Source organism: Paracoccus aminovorans, assembly GCF_900005615.1.
In the GTDB taxonomy this organism is placed as follows: Bacteria; Pseudomonadota; Alphaproteobacteria; order Rhodobacterales; family Rhodobacteraceae; genus Paracoccus; species Paracoccus aminovorans.
In genome coordinates, this window is record NZ_LN832559.1 from 928,975 (window position 1) to 944,627 (window position 15,653).

At 69.9% G+C, this 15,653-nt stretch carries 12 protein-coding genes; 7 read left to right on the top strand and 5 right to left on the bottom strand.

All coding sequences use genetic code 11. The features are described 5' to 3' along the window. Positions 1-90 precede the first annotated feature (90 nt). On the bottom strand, positions 91-933 hold the full coding sequence (locus tag JCM7685_RS04735; protein ID WP_074965751.1) for an arginyltransferase: 843 nt from the start codon (positions 931-933) through the stop codon (positions 91-93). Between the two features lie 229 nt (positions 934-1,162). Here JCM7685_RS04735 and JCM7685_RS04740 point away from each other — a divergent pair, with 229 nt between their 5' ends. Continuing rightward, positions 1,163-4,003, top strand: a complete 2,841-nt coding sequence (locus JCM7685_RS04740; protein ID WP_074965752.1) for a [protein-PII] uridylyltransferase family protein — start codon at positions 1,163-1,165, stop codon at positions 4,001-4,003. A 13-nt stretch (positions 4,004-4,016) separates the two neighbouring features. Here the strand turns inward: JCM7685_RS04740 and JCM7685_RS04745 are convergent, their stop codons facing one another. Both JCM7685_RS04745 and carA read right to left on the bottom strand, forming a co-directional pair. After that, positions 4,017-6,110, bottom strand: coding sequence for a glycosyltransferase family 2 protein (locus JCM7685_RS04745; RefSeq protein WP_074965753.1), 2,094 nt, complete (start codon positions 6,108-6,110; stop codon positions 4,017-4,019). A gap of 92 nt (positions 6,111-6,202) precedes the next feature. After that, positions 6,203-7,351: a glutamine-hydrolyzing carbamoyl-phosphate synthase small subunit gene (gene carA, locus JCM7685_RS04750; RefSeq protein ID WP_074965754.1), complete on the bottom strand. Its 1,149-nt coding sequence runs from the start codon at positions 7,349-7,351 to the stop codon at positions 6,203-6,205. Positions 7,352-7,507: 156 nt separating this feature from the next. Between carA and JCM7685_RS04755 the strand changes: the two genes are divergently transcribed. The 5 genes from JCM7685_RS04755 to JCM7685_RS04775 all read left to right on the top strand — a co-directional run bounded on the left by JCM7685_RS04755 (position 7,508) and on the right by JCM7685_RS04775 (position 12,443). Beyond that, the gene (locus JCM7685_RS04755) at positions 7,508-7,972 is read left to right on the top strand and encodes a GatB/YqeY domain-containing protein (protein ID WP_074965755.1); all 465 of its coding nucleotides are present in this window, start codon (positions 7,508-7,510) and stop codon (positions 7,970-7,972) included. 110 nt (positions 7,973-8,082) lie between these two features. Further along, positions 8,083-9,120: an NAD(P)-dependent alcohol dehydrogenase gene (locus JCM7685_RS04760; protein WP_074965756.1), complete on the top strand. Its 1,038-nt coding sequence runs from the start codon at positions 8,083-8,085 to the stop codon at positions 9,118-9,120. Positions 9,121-9,125: 5 nt separating this feature from the next. After that, positions 9,126-10,571, top strand: a complete 1,446-nt coding sequence (xylB, locus tag JCM7685_RS04765) for a xylulokinase (protein WP_074965757.1) — start codon at positions 9,126-9,128, stop codon at positions 10,569-10,571. Positions 10,572-10,656: 85 nt separating this feature from the next. Further along, positions 10,657-11,223: a DUF421 domain-containing protein gene (locus JCM7685_RS04770; RefSeq protein ID WP_074965758.1), complete on the top strand. Its 567-nt coding sequence runs from the start codon at positions 10,657-10,659 to the stop codon at positions 11,221-11,223. Next, positions 11,220-12,443, top strand: coding sequence for an NAD(P)/FAD-dependent oxidoreductase (locus tag JCM7685_RS04775; protein WP_074965759.1), 1,224 nt, complete (start codon positions 11,220-11,222; stop codon positions 12,441-12,443). The genes JCM7685_RS04770 and JCM7685_RS04775 overlap by 4 nt, the downstream gene beginning before the upstream one ends. Here the strand turns inward: JCM7685_RS04775 and JCM7685_RS04780 are convergent. Both JCM7685_RS04780 and menC read right to left on the bottom strand, forming a co-directional pair. Continuing rightward, complete coding sequence (locus tag JCM7685_RS04780; RefSeq protein ID WP_074965760.1) at positions 12,440-13,144, bottom strand: GNAT family N-acetyltransferase; 705 nt, start codon at positions 13,142-13,144, stop codon at positions 12,440-12,442. The two genes, JCM7685_RS04775 and JCM7685_RS04780, sit on opposite strands and share 4 nt — an antisense overlap. Continuing rightward, on the bottom strand, positions 13,141-14,286 hold the full coding sequence (gene menC, locus JCM7685_RS04785) for an o-succinylbenzoate synthase (protein ID WP_074965985.1): 1,146 nt from the start codon (positions 14,284-14,286) through the stop codon (positions 13,141-13,143). Before menC ends, JCM7685_RS04780 begins: the two co-directional genes overlap by 4 nt. A 223-nt stretch (positions 14,287-14,509) precedes the next feature. On the opposite strand from menC, the gene JCM7685_RS04790 reads away from it, so the two are divergent. Beyond that, the gene (locus JCM7685_RS04790) at positions 14,510-15,613 is read left to right on the top strand and encodes an ABC transporter ATP-binding protein (protein ID WP_074965761.1); all 1,104 of its coding nucleotides are present in this window, start codon (positions 14,510-14,512) and stop codon (positions 15,611-15,613) included. The last annotated feature ends 40 nt before the right edge of the window (positions 15,614-15,653 follow it).

The window sequence follows — 15,653 nt, forward strand, 5'->3', positions numbered from 1 at the left end:
CGCGGCAGGGTCAATGCCGATTATCCAAGAAAATGACCGGGCACCGGCAGATCTTGAAATATAATTACCGGAATGGCCGATTTTCAGCAATCATTTTGGATTTTGCGGCAGGGTGATGCGCGCCACTTGCTCGACGATTGGGTCGATGGACAGCGGATGGATGTCCGAACTGTGCTGCTCGGGGTCGCCGATCGGCTGCCAGACCCCGCCCTTGTAGATCTCCAGCGCCGAAAACCGCGCCTTGTAATCCATCTTGCGGCTGCCCGGCACCCAATAGCCCAGATAGACGAAGGGCAAGCCGGCGCTGCGCGCCAGTTCGATATGGTCCAGGATGATATGGGTGCCCAGGCTGTGATCCTCGTGCGCGGGATCGTAGAAGCTGTAGACCAGGCTCAACCCGTCATCCAGCACATCGGTCAGGCAGACCGCGACCAGCCGGTCCGCGCCGGGCGGCGGCGGCATCTGGCCCCCGCCCTCATGCGCGCGATATTCGATGACGCGGGTGCGGACCGGGGTTTCCTCGATCATCGCGGCGAATTCGAAGATGTCCATGTCGGCCATGCCGCCGTCGGCGTGGCGTTCGTCCAGATAGGCGCGGAACAGCTCGTATTGCTCCTCGGTCGCCCAGGCGCTGGTGGCCAGCCGGCGCAGATGCGCGTTCTTGCGCGCCACCCGGCGCTGCGTGCGCGAGGGCTGGAATTCCGAGACTCGGATCCGGGCCGACATGCAGGCGACGCAGCTTTCGCAGCTGGGCCGATACAGCACGTTCTGCGAGCGGCGGAAACCCTGCCGCGACAGCGCGTTGTTCAACTCGTTGGCCGAATCGCCGGCCAGGGCGGTGAACAGCTTGCGCTCGGCCCGGCCGTGCAGATAGGGGCAGGGCTGCGGCGCCGTGACATAGAACTGCGGGGCATGGGGAAGGCTGTGCCGCATCAGCCGCGCCCCCAGAGGCCCGGACGCAGCGCGCTGGCGGCTGCACGCGGTCGGTTCATTGCGGTTTCGGCGCGCATGGGCGGCAGCCTGGCCTGATCTCTGGTTGCACTGGGGCCAGAGCCTAGCAACAGATGCCCCCTCGTGCCAAGCACCGAAAACCGTAAGATTCGACACGGAGGCCCGGCCCGCGCGGCATTGACGCGGCGCCGGCTGCGGCTAGGCTGCGGCCATGGATTTCGCCGCCCGCATCACCCGCCTTCCGATCCCCGCCGACCCGGCCCGCGGCCAGTCCGCCCTGCAGGCCACCGGCATCGCCGACCCGCGCCTGGGCGATCTGATCCGCGGCACCGCCGGATGCAGCCCCTATCTTGCCGGCCTGATCGAGCGCGAGGCCGGCTGGCTGCCCGACGCCCTGGCGCATGAGGATGTCGTCGCGCGCGAGACCGCCGGCTTCGAGACGTTGACGCCCGACCAGCTTGGCCCGGCGCTGCGCCGGGCCAAGCGCCGGGTGGCGCTGTGGGCGGCGCTGGCCGATCTGGGCGGTGTCTGGCGGCTGGAGCAGGTGACCGGGGCGCTGACCGAGCTGGCCGACCGGGCCACCGACCTGGCGCTGCGGGCCCATGTCGCGGCCGAGGCCGCGCGCGGCAAGCTGCCCCCGACCGCGGCCGATGCCGGCGGCATCGTCGCGCTGGCCATGGGCAAGATGGGCGCGGGCGAGTTGAACTATTCCTCGGACATCGACCTGATCGTGCTTTACGACGACAGCGCCTATGACCGCGACGATCAGCACGAGGCCCGCGCCAGCCTGATCCGCGCCACCCGCAAGGCGGCGGCGACGATTTCGGACAACACCGACCAGGGCTATGTCTTCCGCACCGACCTGCGGTTGCGGCCGGATGCCTCGGTCACGCCGGTCTGCGTGCCGATCTCGGGCGCGCTGGCCTATTACGAGGCCGAGGGCCGCACCTGGGAACGCAGCGCCTATATCAAGGCCCGGCCCTGCGGCGGCGATCTGGCTGCCGGCGCGCGTTTCCTGCGCGAACTCGATCCCTTCGTCTGGCGCCGCCACCTGGATTTCGCCACCATTCAGGACGCGCATGACATGCGGCTGCGCATCCGCGACCACAAGGGGCTGCACGGCCGCATCGAGGTGCCCGGCCACAACATGAAGCTGGGCCAGGGCGGCATCCGCGAGATCGAGTTCTTCACCCAGACCCGGCAGCTGATCGCGGGTGGGCGCGACCCGGACCTGCGGGTGCGCGGCACGGTCGAGGGGCTGGCCCGACTGGCCGAAAAGGGCTGGGTGCCGTCCGAGGTCGCGGCCGAGCTGACCGATCACTATCGCGAACACCGCGAGATCGAGCATCGCATCCAGATGGTGAACGACGCCCAGACCCATTCGCTGCCGGTCGCGCCCGAGAGCATCGACACCATCGCCCGCATGATGGGCGCGCCCGACACCGCCGCCTGGTCGGCGCGGCTGGCCGCGCGGCTGCAGCGGGTCGAGGCGCTGACCGGCGATTTCTTCGCCCCCGGCGAGCAGCGCGAGCGGCCGCAGCTGTCTTCGGAGGCGCAGGCGCTGGTCGACGGCTGGCGCAGCTACCCGGCGCTGCGTTCGGCGCGCGGCCGCGAGGTTTTCGCCCGCATCGAGCCGGAGCTGCTGACCCGGCTGACCGCGGCCGCCCACAGCGATGAGGCTCTGGCCCGGTTCGATGCCTTCCTGTCGCGGCTGCCTGCAGGCGTGCAGCTCTTTTCGCTCTTCGAGGCCAATCCGCAGCTGATCGACCTGATCGTGGACATCTGCGCCACGGCGCCGGGCCTCGCCGCCTATCTGGCGCGCCACCCCGAGGTGCTGGACGCGGTGCTGGGCGGCAGCTTCTTCTCGGAATGGCCGGGGGCAGAGGATCTGCGCCGGCAGCTGGAGGCGATGCTGGCGCATGTGCTGGCCGCGCCCGACGGCGGCTACGAGCGGGCGCTGGATGCGGCCCGGCGCTGGGCGCATGAATGGCAATTCCGCACCGGCGTCCATCACCTGCGCGCCCTCATCGGCGCCGAAGAGGCCGGGGCGCAATATGCCGACATCGCCGATGCGGCGGTCGCGGCGCTGTTTCCGGTGGTCGCCGCCGATTTCGCCCGCCGGCACGGGCCGCCGCCCGGGCGCGGCGCGGTGGTGCTGGGCATGGGTTCGCTGGGGGCGCGGCAGTTGAATGCCGGCTCGGACCTGGACCTGATCGTGATCTACGACGCGGCGGGGCAGGACGCCTCCGAGGGACCGAAGCCGCTGGCGACGCGGGCGTATTATGCGCGGCTGACCCAGGCGACGATCACGGCGATCTCGGCGCCGACCTCGGCCGGGCGGCTCTACGAGGTCGACATGCGGCTGCGTCCCTCGGGGCGGCAGGGGCCGGTGGCGACCTCGGTGCAGAGCTTCCGCGACTACCAGCTGACCGAGGCCTGGACCTGGGAACATCTGGCCCTGACCCGGGCCCGCGTCATCGGCACCTGCGGCGCGGATGCCCAGTCGCTGGCGCAAGAGGTCGAGGCGCTGCGCGTCGAGGTTCTGGCGGCGCGCGGCGGCGATGCCCGTGTCCTGCCCGACCTGGCCGAGATGCGGGCGCGGATCTTTGCCGCCAAGGCTTCGGATGGCGCCTGGGAGGCCAAGACCGGCCGCGGCCGGTTGCAGGACATCGAACTGCTGGCGCAGAGTTTCGCGCTGCGTGCGGCCGTGCCGGCCCGGGCGACGCCCGCGCAGTTGCGGGCCGGGCCGCGCGCCGGGCTGATCGCGCGCGATCTGGCCGAGACGCTTGCCGCGGCCCGGCGGTTCCTGTGGAACCTGCAATGCGCCGGACGCCTGCTGACGGAACGGCCGCTGGACATGCAGAACCTCGGCAAGGGCGGCCAGGCTTTCCTGCTGCGCGAGACCGGATGCGAGACCCTGGACCAGTTGGCCGCCCGCCTGGCCGAGACTGCCGAGATCACCGGCACCATCATAGATGCGGCCATCGCCGAGGGGGGCGGGGAAGCCGGTGCCGAAGCTGCGCAAGCCGCGGCGCAGGCGCGGGCGGAATAGACCGCGGGCAAGCTCAGCCGATCTTGCCCAACAGGGGCAGCTGCGCGGTGTCGCCGAGAGGGATGGCCGGCGCGCGGGCCGCGGTCTTGCCCGTCGCCGCAAGCGGGGCGTCCAGCGCCTCGCGCAGCGGCACCAGAGCGGCAGCAGCGGCGGGCGTCGCGACAGGCGTGTCTTCGGGCCCGGCCTCGAAGATGCCGTGCTGGGTCTTGTCCCAGTAGAAGGGTTTCGCCACCACCTCGTAGATCGCCTTCCAGGCGGCCAGGCAGCCCAGCGGGAAATACAGGTGCAGCATCGGCACCCAGGGCAGCAGGTGGCGGTGCCGGGGACCGCGCACGGCCCAAAGGCCGACGGCGATGTTCAGGATCTCGGACAGCACGAAAAGCGTGAACAGAATGGCGATGGCGTTGCCGCCCAGCATCCCCGACAGCACGCCGCGCATCGGATGCGGCAGGCCGAGGCTGAGCAGCCAGAAGCTCCACAGCACCGGCGCCAGCAGATATTGCGACAGCGAGGCGAAAAGCTGCACCTGCAATCCCAGGAAGCGCCGCGTGCCCAGGTCGCGCCACAGCGCCACAGGGTCGCGCATGTGCACGCCCCAGGTCATGGCGAAGCCCTTGAGCCAGCGCGAGCGCTGCTTGACCCAGGGGAGCAGCCGGCAATTCGCCTCTTCATGCGTGACCGTGTCCAGCATCTGCGTGCGATAGCCCCGCCGGGTCAGACGCACGCCCAGATCGGCGTCTTCGGTCACGTTCCAGGCGTCCCAGGCGCCGACCTCTTCCAGCTTGTCGCGGCGGAAGAACAGCGTCGTGCCGCCCAGCGGCACCACCAGGTCCAGCGCCGCCGCGCCGGCCAGCGTGCCGCGGAACCAGGACGCATATTCGATGGTGAAGGCGCGGGCCAGCCAGTTGGTGCGCGGGTTGTAATAATCCAGCACGCCCTGCAGGCAGACCACATCGGGGGCGGCGAAATGGAAGCCGCGCGCGACCTTGTGCAACTGGTCCGGTTCGGGGCGATCCTCGGCGTCCCAGACCCCGATGATCGAGCCGCGGCAGAAGTTCAGCGCATAGTTCAACGCCCGCGGCTTGGTGCGGATCGGCCCGTCGGGCACCTTCACCACCCGCATCCAGCGCGGCAGGCGTGCGGTTTCCAGCGCCTCGCAGGTGACGCGGTCCGTGTCCTCGACCACCAGCAGGATGTCCATCAGTTCGCGCGGGTAATCCAGCTGCGACAGCCGGCCGATCAGCTTGTCGGCGATGTTGGCCTCGGCGAACAGCGGCACCATGACCGAGATCACCGGCAGCGGCGCCTTCATTTCGGGGCGCGGGATCGCGCCGAGGGCCATGGCGCGGGCCTCTTGCCGCTCTTGATGGGTGCGGCGCAGGATCGCCTGGAACGACAGCAGCTTCAGCGCGGCCGAGGCCAGCAGCGTCAGCACCGCCCAGACCGTCAGGGCCGTGATCACGGCGATGGGCGCCAAAAGCATCCCCAGCGTCGCCGCCCCCACCGATGCGACGACGAGCCGGCCGAAGCGCCGCTCGTTGCGGGTGCGGCAGCTTTCGGTGGCGGGAACGCGGGTCTCGGCCTGGCGAATCAGCGCGGTGCGGCGCAGGCCCATGATCGCTTCGCGGGCGGCGGTTTCCGAACACAGCAACATGCGCACCGCGCCGAAGCCCGCGGGCATGCGGTCGCGCAGGGCGTCGAATTCATCCGGACGCGCGGTGGCGATGAAGGTGACGCCGCCGACCCGGCGCCAGGGCACCAGACCCTGCGCCAGGCAGAATTGCGCCCCTAATGCATCGACCAGCCGGGGGTCCGGGGGCAGCGCGGCCAGGTCCAGCACGCTGCTGCGCCATTGCCGGGACAGGGCGCGGGTCAGGGCCTCTTCCTGGACCCAGCCGTTGGCCAGCAGGATCTCGCCCAGCCGGGCCTGCTGGCGGCGGCGCATGACCACGGCCCGAAGCAGGTTGCGCGGATCGACCGCGCCGTCCTCGATCAGGATCTGGCCCAGCGGGCGCAGGTCGCGGGGGGCGACCAACGTATCCTGCGGCGCGGGCGCGGCGGGTGCCGGCGCGGGACGACGGGGTTTGAGAAGGGCGATGCCGGCCATGCGCGATTCCCGATCCTGGGCTGTTCCTCGCCCCTCTGTTGCATGCTCGGGGTTAAGAAGCCGTTAATCGCGCGGGCGCGCCCCGCGGGCCGTCAGCCGCGGCGCGCGCGCATCGCCTCGGCGAAGCGGTCGAAGAGATAGGCGCTGTCCTGCGGGCCGGGGCTGGCCTCGGGGTGGTACTGCACCGAAAACACCGGCTTTTCCGCCATGCGCAGCCCGCAGTTCGAGCCGTCGAACAGGCTGACATGGGTCTCGATGACGCCCTCGGGCAGGGTCTGGGCATCGACCGCGAAACCGTGGTTCATCGAGGTGATCTCGACCTTGCCGGATTCCAGGTCCTTGACGGGGTGGTTTGCGCCGTGGTGGCCGTGGTTCATCTTGATGGTCTTGGCGCCAAGCGCCAGCGCCAGCATCTGGTGACCCAGGCAGATGCCGAATATCGGCAGGTCCTTCTCCAGTAGGTCGCGGATCATCGGCACGGCATATTCGCCGGTCGCGGCCGGGTCGCCCGGGCCGTTCGACAGGAAGACGCCCTCGGGGTCGTGGGCCATCACCTCTTCGGCGGAGGCGGTGGCGGGCAGGACCGTGACCTCGGCGCCGCTCTGCGCCAGCGAGCGCAGGATGTTGCGCTTGGCGCCATAGTCCAGCGCCACGACGCGGAACGGCGTCTGCTCGGGGACGGAGCCGAACTGGCCCGGCCATTCCCACAGCCCCTGGTCCCAGCGATAGCTTTGCCGCGTGCTGACCTCTTTCGCCAGGTCGAGCCCGACCAGCCCCTGCCAGTCGCGGGCGCGCGCCACCATGGCGGCGATGTCGAAATCGCCCTGCGGATCATGGGCCAGCACCACATGGGGCGAGCCCTGCTGGCGGATGGCGCGGGTCAGCCGGCGGGTGTCGATGCCGCCGATGCCGATGCGGCCGCGCTTTTCCATCCACGCCACCAGCTCGGCCGTGGCGCGCCAGTTCGAGGGCTCGGTCGGGTCCCATTTCACCACGATGCCCGAGGCGACGGGGTCGGCCGCCTCGTCGTCCTGTTCGGTGACGCCGGTGTTGCCGATATGGGGGAAGGTGAAGGTGACGATCTGGCTGGCGTAGGAGGGATCGGTCATGATCTCCTGATAGCCGGTCATGGCGGTGTTGAAGACCAGCTCGGCCACCACCTCGCCGGCCGCGCCGAAGCCCTGGCCGTAGAAAACGGTGCCGTCGGCAAGCGCAAGACAGGCGGTGGGCTTCTGGGGCATCGTCGACTCTCCGGGTAAATCGGCGGGAACCTAGGGAAAGGGGGTGCGGGCGTCAAGGCGGGAACGGGGGCTTGCGGAACTTTGGCGCCGGGCCCAGGTTGACGCCGGGGACCAGGCGGGGCATCCGCGCTGCCGAACCAATCCAGCGAGGAACACATGGGACTGCGCGAACGCATTCTGGCCGACACCAAGGACGCGATGAAGGCCAAGGAGACGGCGCGGCTGTCGACGCTGCGGCTGATCTCGGCCGCGATGAAGGACCGCGAGATCGCCGCCCGGACCGAGGGCGGCGACGAGGCCGAACTGGGCGAGGCCGAATTGACCGCGATCCTGTCGAAGATGGTCAAGCAGCGCCAGGAATCCGCCAAGGCCTATGAAGAGGGCGGCAGGCTGGAACTGGCCGAGCGCGAGCTGGACGAGATTAGGGTGATCCAGTCCTACCTGCCGCGCCAGCTGGACGCAGACGAGACCCGCGCCGCCATCGACAAGGCCATCGCCGACCTGGGCGCGGAAAGCATCCGCGACATGGGCCGGGTCATGGCCGAGCTGCGCAACCGCCACGCCGGCCAGATGGACTTCGGCGCCGTCGGACCGATGGTCAAGGAAAGGCTGATGAAGTAACGGCCCGCCCGCCGCGCCGCATGGCGTTCCGCCGCCGTATCTGATAGGTTTGCCCGAAGTTCGGGCAAAAGCCCACCCGCTGGGGTCGGCGATCGGAAAGGGATGAGGCGATGAAGGCATTGGTGCTTGAGGAAAAGGGCCGTCTGTCGCTGCGGGAGTTCGACGTTCCCGGGGTGATGGGGCCGCGGGACGTGCGCATCCGCACACATACGGTCGGCATCTGCGGCTCGGACGTGCATTATTACACCCATGGCAAGATCGGCCATTTCGTGGTCCGTCAGCCGATGGTGCTGGGGCACGAGGCCTCGGGCACGGTGATCGAGGTCGGCGAAGAGGTCCGGCACCTGCAGCCCGGCGACCGCGTCTGCATGGAGCCGGGGATTCCCGACCCGACCTCGCGCGCCTCAAAACTGGGCATCTACAACGTCGATCCGGCCGTGACCTTCTGGGCGACGCCGCCGGTGCACGGCTGCCTGACGCCCGAGGTGATCCATCCGGCCGCCTTCACCTACAAGCTGCCCGACACCGTCAGCTTCGCCGAGGGCGCCATGGTCGAGCCCTTTGCCATCGGCATGCAGGCGGCCCTGCGCGCGCGCATCCAGCCGGGCGACATCGCGGTCGTCACCGGCGCCGGCCCCATCGGCATGATGGTGGCGCTGGCCGCGCTGGCCGGCGGTTGCGCCAAGGTCGTGGTCGCCGACCTGGCCCAGCCCAAGCTGGACATCATCGGCGCCTATGACGGCATTCAGACGGTGAACATCCGCAACCGTCCCCTCGCCGAAGCCGTGGCCGAGGCGACCGAGGGCTGGGGCGCCGACATCGTCTTCGAATGCTCGGGCGCGGCGCCGGCGATCCTGTCGATGCACCAGTTGGCCCGGCCGGGCGGCGCCATTGTGCTGGTCGGCATGCCGGTCGATCCGGTGCCGGTCGATATCGTCGGGCTTCAGGCCAAGGAACTGCGGGTCGAGACCGTCTTTCGCTATGCCAATGTCTACGACCGCGCCATCGCGCTGATCGCCTCGGGCAAGGTGAACCTGCGGCCGCTGATCTCGGCCTCGATCCCCTTCGCGGACAGCATCGCCGGCTTCGACCGCGCCGTGGAGGCGCGCGAGACCGACGTGAAGCTGCAGATCGTGATGCCGGAGTAAGCGCCATGTATCTGGGCATCGACCTCGGGACCTCGGGCATCAAGGCCATGCTGCTGGGCCAGGATTTCGCCGTGCTGGGGGTGGCCCACGCCCCGCTGACCGTCAGCCGCCCCCATCCCGGCTGGTCCGAGCAGGACCCGGCCGACTGGATCGCCGGCTGCGATTCGGTGATCGAGGCGTTGCTGCGCGCCCATCCCGACCAGATGGCGCGGTTGCGGGGCATCGGCCTGTCGGGGCATATGCATGGCGCGGTGCTGCTGGACGCCTCGGATCGGGTGCTGCGGCCCTGCATCCTGTGGAACGACGGCCGCTCGGGCCCGCAATGCGCCGAACTGGAGGCGCGGGCCGATTTCCGCGGCATCGCCGGCAATCTGGTCATGGCGGGCTTCACCGCGCCCAAGCTGCTGTGGGTGCAGCAAAACGAGCCGGAGCTCTTTGAAAAGACGGCCAAGGTGCTGCTGCCCAAGGATTACCTGCGGCTGTGGCTGACCGGCGGGCATGTGGCAGAGATGTCCGACGCGGCCGGGACGCTGTGGCTGGACGTGGAGCGCCGCGACTGGTCGGACGAGCTGCTGGCCGCGACCGGGCTGACGCGCGCCCAGATGCCGGCGCTGGTCGAGGGCAGCGATGTGTCCGGCCATCTGCGCGCCGATCTGGCGGACCGCTGGGGCATCCCGCGCGTGCCGGTGGCGGGCGGCGGCGGCGACAATGCCGCGACCGCCTGCGGCATGGGGGTGATGACGCCCGGCACCGGCTTTTTGTCGCTGGGCACCTCGGGCGTGCTGTTCGCCGCGACCGAATCCTATGCGCCGAACACGGCCGAGGCGGTGCATACCTTCTGCCACGCGGTGCCGGACACCTGGCACCAGATGGGGGTGATCCTGTCCGCCACCGACAGCATGGCCTGGCTGTGCGAAATCACCGGCCGCTCGGTGCCCGAACTCGCGGCGCTGGTCGCCGGGGTGACGGCGCCGTCGCCGGTGACCTTCCTGCCCTATCTCTCGGGCGAGCGCACGCCGCTGAACGACCCGGACGCCACTGCCGCCTTCCTGGGCCTGCGCCGCAGCCACGGCCTGCCCGAACTGGCGCAGGCGGTGATGGAGGGCGTGGCCATGGCCTTTGCCGATTGCGTCCACGCCCTGCGCAAGGCCGGCACCGAGCTTGAGGCCGCCTATGCCGTCGGCGGCGGCGCGCGGTCGCGGGAATGGCTGCGGATCATCGCTTCGGCCACCGGGCTGGTGCTGCTGGAACCCGAGGACGGCGATTTCGGCGCCGCCTTCGGCGCGGCGAAGCTGGCGGCGGCCTGCGTGACCGGCGACCGCTCGCAACGCGTCTTCGCCCGCCCCGCCATCCGTGCCGAGATCGCCCCCGATCCGGCGCTGGCCGAGGCCTATGCCGCGCGCCACGCCCGGCATCGCGCCGCCTATTCCCGGTTGCGCGACCTGGATTAAAGCGCGGGGGCGGCATGGAACCCGCCCCCGGTGCTGTGGCGTTTCCGACTGGGTCCCGCACCATGCGGGGCAGGGGACAGTCGCCATGCTCGAGGAACTTCGCCGCATCCTGATGCACGATCAGGATTTCAGCTTTGCGCTGGAAATCCTGTTCCGCACCACCATCGTCTATTTCTATACGCTGATGCTGATGCGCTGGCTGGGCGGGCGCACGGTGGCGCAGCTGTCCATCGTCGAATTCCTGCTGGTGATCGCCATCGGCTCGGCGGTGGGCGATTCGCTGTTCTACGACGACGTGCCGCTGCTGCCGGCCATGTTCGCCATCCTGCTTGTCTCGGTCTACAATAAGGCGCTGGACAAGGCGATCCTGTCCTCGAAGTTCATGTCGCGGCTGTTCGAGGGTCGGCCGCGCATCGTCATCACCGACGGACAGGTCCACGACGACCGCCTGGTGCGGCAGGGCATCGGCATGGACGAGCTCTACAGCAAGCTGCGGCAGGCCGGGGTCGAGGACCTGGCGCAGGTGAAATTCGCCATCCTGGAGCCCAACGGCGGGCTGTCGGTGCTGACCCGCGACGGCCGCGGCTCCGAGGGGCTGTATCGTTCGCCCGCGCTTCCCGGCGACGAAATGGTCTGGGCGGAACGCCGATGACCCCGTCGCGACGCACCCTCAAGCGCGACCTGCGCAGCGGCCGCCCGTTCTGGGCCGAGACGCCGCATATCTCGGCCGCGCATCTGGCCGCGCCCTCGGCCCGGCGCTGGGACGTGGTGATCGTCGGCACCGGCATTTCCGCCGCCCTGCTGGCCGAACGGCTGACCCGGCGCAAGCGGCGGGTGCTGATCCTAGACCGCCGGCCGCCGCTGCGCGGCTCGACGCTGGCCTCGACCGCGATGATCCAGCACGAGATCGACGTGCCGCTGTCGCGGCTGGGCCGGCAGATCGGCCCGGACAAGGCGGCGCGGGCCTGGCGGCGTTCGGTCCAGGCGGTCGAGACGCTGCTGCGGTTGTCGCGCCGGCTGGGGCTGGACTGCCAGATGCAGCGCAAGCGGGCGCTGTATCTGGCCGGGGACGAGATGGGCTTTCGCGCCCTGGAGGCCGAGGCCGAGGCCCGCGCCGCCGCCGGCATCCCGGCCGAATTCCTGAACCGGCAGCGGCTGATGGCGGAATTCGGCATCGACCGCACCGGCGCCATCGTCTCGCCCGCCTCGGCCTCGGCCAATCCGGGCCAGCTGACCGCGGCGCTGCTGCGGGTGGCGCAGGAACGCGGGGCCGAGATCGTCTCGCCCTTCGAGGTCGCCGATTTCGCCGAGCTTGCAGACGGGGTGGCGCTGGCCTCGGCCGCTGGGCAGGTCGTGGTCGCGGGCCATGCGGTCTTCTGCACCGGCTACGAGTTCCTGCCGCAGATGGTCTCGCCGCATCACCGCATCATCTCGACCTGGGCCATCGCCTCCGAGGACGGCGTGGCGCAGCCGCCTTGGCTCAAGGATTTCCTGGTCTGGGAGGCGTCGGACCCCTACCTGTATTTCCGCTCGACCCCCACCGGCCGGATCATCGCCGGCGGCGAGGACGAGGACACCTCCGGCGCGCATGAAGACCCGGCGAAGCTGCGCCGCAACGCCGCCGAGATCGCCCGCAAGCTGCGCCGGCTGACCGGCATCCGCTTCCGTCCCGCCTATGCCTGGGCCGCGGCTTTCGGCGACAGCGACGACGGCTTGCCGATCATCGACGCGGTGCCGGGCTGCAAGCGCAGCCTGGCGGTGATGGGTTTCGGCGGCAACGGCATCACCTATTCCGTCATCGCCGCCGAGGTCGTGGCCCGGCGCATCGACGGCCGCCGCGACCCCGACGCCGATCTCTACCGCTTCCGCTAGCCCAGCAGATAGGCGCAGGCCTGCGTGTCGAAGCCGGTGATCCGCAATCCGCCGGCAAAACCGGCGGTCAGGACGTCGCGCAGGGCCAGCCGCGCCTGCAGCGCCGCCTCGGGCGCCTCGCGCAGCAGCGCGTCCAGATCGCGCGGGATCGGCACCCGCTGCGCGACCGCCGTCTCGGGCGGCGCCCGCCCGGCGGCGCGCGCGGCGACGCCCGGGCTGTCCAGCGGCCAGTCCAGCAGCAGCCGGTCCGAGGGCAGGCCGGCGTTGATCCCCGGCATGGCGCCGTAATAATCCGGCAGGTAGGTGTCCGAGACGCCCCCCAGCGCGCCCACGTTCAGCCCCGCGTTCACCGCGCGCAGCGGGTCGTAGGTCCAGCGCACATGGCGGATGCCGCGGGCCAGGCACCAGTCGCGTTGGAACCATTTCAGCCGCAGCCCCAACCGCAGCCCGCGCGCCTGCGGCAGCACCGCCAGCCGGTGCGAATGCTGCACCCCCGGCGTGGCCGAGGGGAAGGCGAACAGGAATCCCAGCATATGCGCGCCGTCGAAGGCGCCGGCGACCAGACCGCCCTCGTGCTGGATGGCCAGCATCAGATCGGCATTGTCGGCCGGATCGTCCGGGCCCCAGACGATGCGTTGCAGGTCTTCGGACCGCTTCAGCTCGGCCAGGCCGTCCAGTTCGCGGATGACGGGATCGCTCATCGGAAAAATTCGGGCGCGTCGCTGACGGTGGCGAGATAGGCGCGGTCCAGGGTCACCCCCAACCCCGGCCCGTGGCGCGGCACCGCCATCAGCCCGGCCTCGGCTTCGAGCGGCTGCTCGACGATGTCGCGGCGGAAATAGCGGCTGGCCGAGGAAGTGTCGCCGGGCTTGGTGAAATTCGGCAGCGTCGCCAGGTGGATGTTCTGCGCCCGGCCGATGCCGGATTCCAGCATGCCGCCGCACCAGACCGGCACGCCGAAGGCCGCGCAAAGGTCGTGGATGGCGCGGGCGGGACCGAAGCCGCCGACGCGGCCGACCTTGATGTTGACCACCCGCGCCGCATCGGCTGTCAGCGCCTGCCGCGCATCGGTGGCCGAGCGGATGCTTTCGTCCAGGCAGATCGCGGTCAGCATCTGCGCTTGCAGCTTCGCATGGTCCTGGATGTCGTCGAAGGCCAGCGGCTGCTCGATATAGTCCAGCCCGAACCGGTCCATGGATTTCAGCAGCGGCAGGTCGCCCAGCCCGTAGTCGGTATTCGCGTCCACCGTCAGCTTCGCGTCCGGAAATTCGGCCCGGACGGCGGCCAGCAGCGCCAGGTCGTGGCCGCGCCGGATCTTAAGCTTGACGCGGCGATAGCCGGCCTCCAGCGCCGCGCGCACGCGGTCGAGCGTCGCGGGAATGTCGGTGATGCCCAGGCTGACGCCGACCTCGACCGTCTCGCGCACGCCGCCCAGTGCCGCGCAAAGCGGCAGGTCCAGCGCCTTGGCCCACAGGTCCCAGACCGCCATCTCGACCATGGCCTTGGCCATCCGGTGCCCGCGCCAGGGGTCCAGGATCGGGGCCAGCTGCGCCGGGCTCTCGAAACGCTGGCCCACGACCTGCGGCAGCACCGCCTGGCGCAGGAAGGGCAGGGCGGCGGGCAGCGTTTCCTCCAGGTAGTCGGGCAGCGGGTCCATGACGCCCTCGGCATGGCCTTCCAGCCCCTCGGCCCGCAGCGTCAGCAGCGGGAACAGCTTCTCGGTCACGGTGCCGGTCGAGATCACGAAGGGCGTCAGCAGCGGCAGTCGCACCAGCCGCAGCTCGGCCGCCTCGATGCGGATGCCGGGAAAGAGGCGGGGCTTGTCGGGGGCGGGTGTGGTCATGGCGCGCAGATTGCGGCGTGACCCGCCCGGTCGCAAGTGGAACCTGCGCATACGCCGGGCCGGGCTGACCTTTTCGGCAGCCGCAGGACGCGGGCGCGGGCAAATTCCCCCTTTGCGGCGGCCGGTCGCGGTCGAAGCGACAGAAGCCAGTTGCAATCCGCAAGCGCCGCCGATTAGTCTGAAACCGCGGAATGAAGAACCAATAGAAACAGGGGGCCGCATCGTGACATCGCAACCCGGCAACGACGCGTTCGTTGTCTTCGATCACGTCCAAAAGAGCTATGACGGTCAGACCCTCGTGGTGAAGGATCTGAACCTGAGCATCGGCAAGGGCGAATTCCTGACCATGCTTGGACCCTCCGGCTCGGGCAAGACCACCTGCCTGATGATGCTGGCGGGATTCGAGACGGCGACGCATGGAGAAATCCGGCTGGACGGCCGCAATATCAACGACGTGCCGCCGCACAAGCGCGGCATCGGCATGGTGTTCCAGAACTACGCGCTGTTCCCGCACATGACGGTGGGGGAAAACCTGGCCTTCCCGCTGGAGGTCCGCGGCATGGGCAAGGCCGAGCGCGAGGAACGCGTGACCCGCGCGCTGGACATGGTGCAGATGGGCAAGTTCATCAGCCGCCGCCCGGCGCAGATGTCCGGCGGCCAGTGCCAGCGGATCGCGCTGGCCCGGGCGCTGGTCTTCGACCCCAAGCTGGTCTTGATGGACGAGCCGCTGGGCGCGCTCGACAAGCAGCTGCGCGAGCATATGCAGTTCGAGATCAAGGCCCTGCACGACCGCTTGGGCATCACCGTGGTCTATGTCACCCACGACCAGGGCGAGGCGCTGACCATGTCGGACCGCATCGCCGTCTTCAACGACGGCCGCATCCAGCAACTGGCGCCGCCGCCGGTGCTGTACGAGCAGCCCGAGAACAGCTTCGTCGCCGGCTTCATCGGCGAGAACAACGCCCTGCGCGGCACCATCGAGCAGCTTCAGGGCGACAAGGCCCTGGTCAGGCTGCAGAACGGCGAGGTGATCGACGCCACCGCCGTCAATATCCGCGAAAGCGGCCAGACCACCACGGTCTCGATCCGGCCCGAGCGGGTCGAGTTCAAGCCCGACCTGATGCCCGCCGGCGCCCATACCGTCGAGGCCCAGGTCCGCGACGTGGTCTATATGGGCGACATCCTGCGGGCCCGGCTGAACGTCGCCGGGCAAGAGGATTTCGTGATGAAATACCGCAATACGCTGGGCCAGGTGAAACTGTCGCCCGGCCAGACGATCAGGATCGGCTGGCATCCCGAGGATGCCCGCGCGCTGGATCCGGTCTGACCCCGCACCGACAAGAACGACGCATCGAAACACAAGGAAG